The 3,945-nt window shown below is 61.2% G+C and carries 5 protein-coding genes; 4 read left to right on the top strand and 1 reads right to left on the bottom strand.

Annotation, left to right across the window (positions count from 1 at the left end; all coding sequences use genetic code 11):
* A partial coding sequence (gene cytX / locus OC610_RS22650) for a putative hydroxymethylpyrimidine transporter CytX (RefSeq protein ID WP_264430935.1) occupies positions 1 to 1,002 on the top strand: 1,002 nt, incomplete at its 5' end.
* On the opposite strand, the gene OC610_RS22645 is transcribed toward cytX, so the two are convergent.
* Positions 971 to 1,714, bottom strand: coding sequence for a DUF3298 domain-containing protein (locus OC610_RS22645; RefSeq protein ID WP_264430933.1), 744 nt, complete (start codon positions 1,712 to 1,714; stop codon positions 971 to 973). The two genes, cytX and OC610_RS22645, sit on opposite strands and share 32 nt — an antisense overlap.
* Positions 1,715 to 1,928: 214 nt before the next feature.
* Here OC610_RS22645 and OC610_RS22640 point away from each other — a divergent pair, with 214 nt between their 5' ends.
* From OC610_RS22640 to cpdA, 3 genes are all read left to right on the top strand, one after another.
* Positions 1,929 to 2,546, top strand: a complete 618-nt coding sequence (locus tag OC610_RS22640) for an NUDIX domain-containing protein (RefSeq protein WP_264430931.1) — start codon at positions 1,929 to 1,931, stop codon at positions 2,544 to 2,546.
* Positions 2,537 to 2,989, top strand: coding sequence for a DUF1249 domain-containing protein (locus OC610_RS22635; protein WP_264430929.1), 453 nt, complete (start codon positions 2,537 to 2,539; stop codon positions 2,987 to 2,989). Before OC610_RS22640 ends, OC610_RS22635 begins: the two co-directional genes overlap by 10 nt.
* 111 nt (positions 2,990 to 3,100) lie before the next feature.
* Positions 3,101 to 3,916: a 3',5'-cyclic-AMP phosphodiesterase gene (gene cpdA / locus OC610_RS22630; protein ID WP_264430927.1), complete on the top strand. Its 816-nt coding sequence runs from the start codon at positions 3,101 to 3,103 to the stop codon at positions 3,914 to 3,916.
* Positions 3,917 to 3,945: the final 29 nt, after the last annotated feature.

The following is a 3,945-nucleotide window of genomic DNA, read 5'->3' as shown; positions in this document are numbered from 1 at the left end:
AGCGTGCCGGCGGTGTTGAACCTGTTGCAACTGATTGGCTGGGGCTCGTTCGAAATCATCGTCATGCGCGATGCCGCCAGCCTGCTTGGCGCCCGGGCTTTCAGTGAAGGCAGCTTGGGCACGAACCCTCTGCTGTGGACATTGTTCTTCGGCGCCTTGGCAACCTTGCTCGCGGTCAGCGGACCGCTGACATTCGTGCGCAAGGTCCTGCGCAAATGGGGCATCTGGTTGCTGCTGGCGGCTTGCATCTGGTTGACCTGGAACCTGTTCGCCAAGGCTGACCTGGCCGCACTGTGGGCGCAGGCCGGTGATGGCTCGATGTCCCTGGCGGTGGGTTTTGATATCGCCATTGCGATGCCGTTGTCCTGGCTGCCGTTGATCGCCGACTACTCGCGTTTCGGCAAGCGCGCCAAGAATGTCTTCGGCGGCACTGCCGTGGGCTTCTTCATTGGTAATTTCTGGCTGATGAGCCTGGGCGTGGCCTACACCTTGGCGTTCGCACCGAGCGGCGAAGTCAACGCGTTGCTGCTGGCCCTGGCCGGTGCCGGGTTGGGTATCCCGCTGTTGCTGATCCTGCTGGACGAGTCGGAAAACGCCTTCGCCGACATCCACTCGGCAGCGGTGTCCAGCGGCATGCTGTCAGGATTGAAGGTCGAACACCTGGCCTTGGCGATTGGTGTCATCTGCACGTTGATCGCCTGCTTTGCACCGTTGGCGCAATACCAGAACTTCCTGTTGCTGATCGGTTCGGTGTTCGCGCCGTTGTTCGGCGTGGTGCTGGTGGACCACTTCATCCTGCGCAAACGCAGCAGCCAGGTGCAGCCGGCCGCGTTGCGCTGGCCGGCATTGTTGGCCTGGCTGGGTGGGGTGAGCACTTATCACCTGCTGGCCAATTTCTACCCGGACATCGGCGCCACCCTGCCTTCGCTGATCCTGGCAGGGCTGCTGCAACTGCTGCTGGGTCGGGCCTTCAGCTACGGCCGGGAAACAGCTCGGGCTTGAGGATGCCGTTGAGGCGTGGGTAAGCGATCTTCAGTTCGATGTGGCCCAGGGCGTACGGCGCGATGGTGCTCACTTCGTACTTGAGGATCACCCCGCCGTAGGTCAGCGCTATGTGCGGGGTTTTCTGGAAAGACCACTGCTTCAGGAAGTCCGGTTCCTGATCCAGCTTCGTGCTGATCAGCCAACTGTTGTGGGCGACCTGGGCGGCTTTCCAGAACGCTTCTTCCTGGCCCGGCAGCAGCATGTCCGACAGCTCCAGCACCTTGTGTTGCTGGCGCGAATAATTGATGAAGCCGCGTCCCGGCGTGCCGTGGGCACCGCCGGTGTCCAGGTAGCTGGACAGCTCGATGATCACCAAGCCGTCATGCTGCTCGCGTACCTTGGCTTGCAAATAGCTGCTGTTGCGCGGCGCGGCGTTGCGCAGGAACTGCTCGCGGTACGCCGCAAGCGTCGGCGCCACCGGGGCGCCCGGGGTGCGGGTCAATTGCAGCAAGCGTTTTTCGACGATGCCGTCCAGCGCGGGCTCGGTGGGAAAGTGCAGGGTGTCGATGTTCACCAGCGGGCAGTCGGCACTGGCGCAGCCGGGTTGCAATTGCTCCGAGGCATCGCGAGTGGTCTCCAGCGGCGCTCGGTAATTGGGTTGGAACAGGCTTTGGCACGCACCCAGGGTCAGGGCGATGGTGGCCAGGGAAGCAATCTTGAAAAGCGACATGGGCGTCCTTCGTGGAACAGGGAAAGGCAAAAAGTTACCCGCTTCGACTGTCAGCAGGGCAATCAGTTCGCCACTAAGCTCATTAGAGTAATTTTAAGGGCAGCCGTCCATCCCGATGACCGGAAAGGGGCTGCATCAAACGGTACGGGCGCGTTAGGATGGCGCGAAGCCGAGGTTGGAACCTCGTATTGATCCATTGCACACGAGGATTGTCATGACTGATTTCGCCAACGCCACGCCGAGCACCGTGGAGATCGTCGAGCGCGAGAGCTGCTACAAGGGTTTCTACAAACTTGACCGCGTGCGCCTGCGCCACGAGCTGTTCGCCGGCGGCATGAGCCGTGAAATCAGCCGTGAGCTGTTCGTTCGTCATGACGCGGTGTGCGTGTTGCCCTACGACCCGCAGCGCGATGAAGTGGTGCTCATCGAACAGTTTCGCGTCGGCGCCATGGGCAAGAGCGCCAACCCTTGGCTGGTGGAATTGGTGGCCGGCCTGATCGACAAGGACGAGCAGCCGGAAGAAGTTGCTCATCGTGAAGCGCAGGAGGAAGCTGGGCTTGTCTTCGCCGCGCTCTGGCCGATGACCAAGTATTTTCCATCGCCGGGCGGCAGTGACGAATTCGTGCATCTATTCCTGGGGCGTTGCGACAGCACGGGGGCGGGCGGCCTGCATGGCCTGCTGGAAGAAGCTGAAGATATCCGTGTGAAGGCCTGGGCTTTCGAAGATGCCCTGCAAGCGGTGCGCGACGGGCGTATCTGCAACGCGGCCAGCATCATTGCCTTGCAATGGCTGGCCTTGAATCGTGATGAAGTGAGGGGGCTATGGTCCTGAACAAGCTGCGCGATCGTTATCGCGTCGATCTGGTGGGGTTGCAGGCCGCCTGCGAGGCCAACTATGCCCGCCTGATGCGCTTGCTGCCGGATATGCGCAACGACCCGCAGCCGCGTCGCATCGCCGTGACCCACGGCGACCAGATGCTCGGCGTGCTGGCCCTCGAAGTGCTGCAGACTTGCCCCTACACCACCACGTTGCAGGTCCGCCAGGAACACAGCCTGCCATGGCTGCCGGTGCCGCAACTGGAAGTTCAGGTCTATCACGATGCGCGCATGGCCGAAGTTGTCAGCGCCGAGCATGCACGACGCTTTCGTGGCATCTATCCTTACCCCAATGCGTCAATGCACCAGCCGGATGAAAAAGCCCAGTTGAACCTGTTCCTGGGCGAGTGGCTGAGTCATTGCCTGGCGCTGGGCCACGAGTTCGAAGTCGTTCGGTAGTTGTGAACGCTGGTTGTGAACCGGTTCCGGTTCACGGGTTTCCCCTTTCGATCGTCCCCAGCATAATTGCCGCTTCATGCAACGGCGTCATTGCGCCTGGGAGAGAGCGATTTGCCGAGCGTATCCAGCTTGACCACGGCCGATGCGGCGCTGTTGGTCCAACTGTCCGACAGCCATCTGTTCGCCGAGGCCAATGCCTCGTTGCTGGGCATGAACACCCGTGACAGCTTGCGGGCGGTCATTGATCTGGTGCTCGAACAACAGCCGAATATCGACCTGATGCTTGCCACTGGGGATCTGTCCCAGGACGGCACGCTGCAATCCTATGAGGCGTTTCGACAACTGACCACGTGTATCGATGCCCCGGCGCGGTGGATTCCCGGCAACCATGACGAACCGCAGGTGATGCTCGAGGCAGCGGTCAAGAGCACGTTGCTCGATCCGGTGGTGGACATTGGCAATTGGCGGGTGACGATGCTCGATTCTGCCGTGCCAGGTTCGGTGCCGGGGTTCTTGGCCGAGGAGCAGTTGATTTTGTTGGCCAATGCGCTGAGCGAGGCGCCAGAGCGACATCATCTGGTGTGTCTGCATCATCATCCTGTTTCGATTGGGTGCGTGTGGATGGAGCCGATCGGGTTGCGCAATCCTGAGGCTTTGTTTGCGGTGCTGGATCGGTTTCCCCAGGTTCGGGCGGTGTTGTGGGGGCATGTGCATCAGGAGATTGACCAGGTGCGCGAGGGGGTTCGTTTGTTGGCTTCGCCTTCGACCTGTATTCAGTTTGAACCGGGGAGTGAGGATTTTGCGGTGGGCTCGCAGGCGCCGGGGTATCGGTGGTTGCGGCTGTTGCCGGATGGGCGGTTGGAGACGGGGGTTGAGCGGGTGGTTGGGTTTGCGTTCACCCCGGACTATGGTTCCAACGGGTATTGAGTTCGATCCTGTTTATTGTGGGAGCGAGC

Source organism: Pseudomonas agronomica, assembly GCF_025917275.1.
GTDB classification, from domain to species: Bacteria; Pseudomonadota; Gammaproteobacteria; order Pseudomonadales; family Pseudomonadaceae; genus Aquipseudomonas; species Aquipseudomonas agronomica.
Note: the sequence above shows the minus strand (reverse complement) of the source record. Positions and strands in the feature narration are given on the sequence as shown.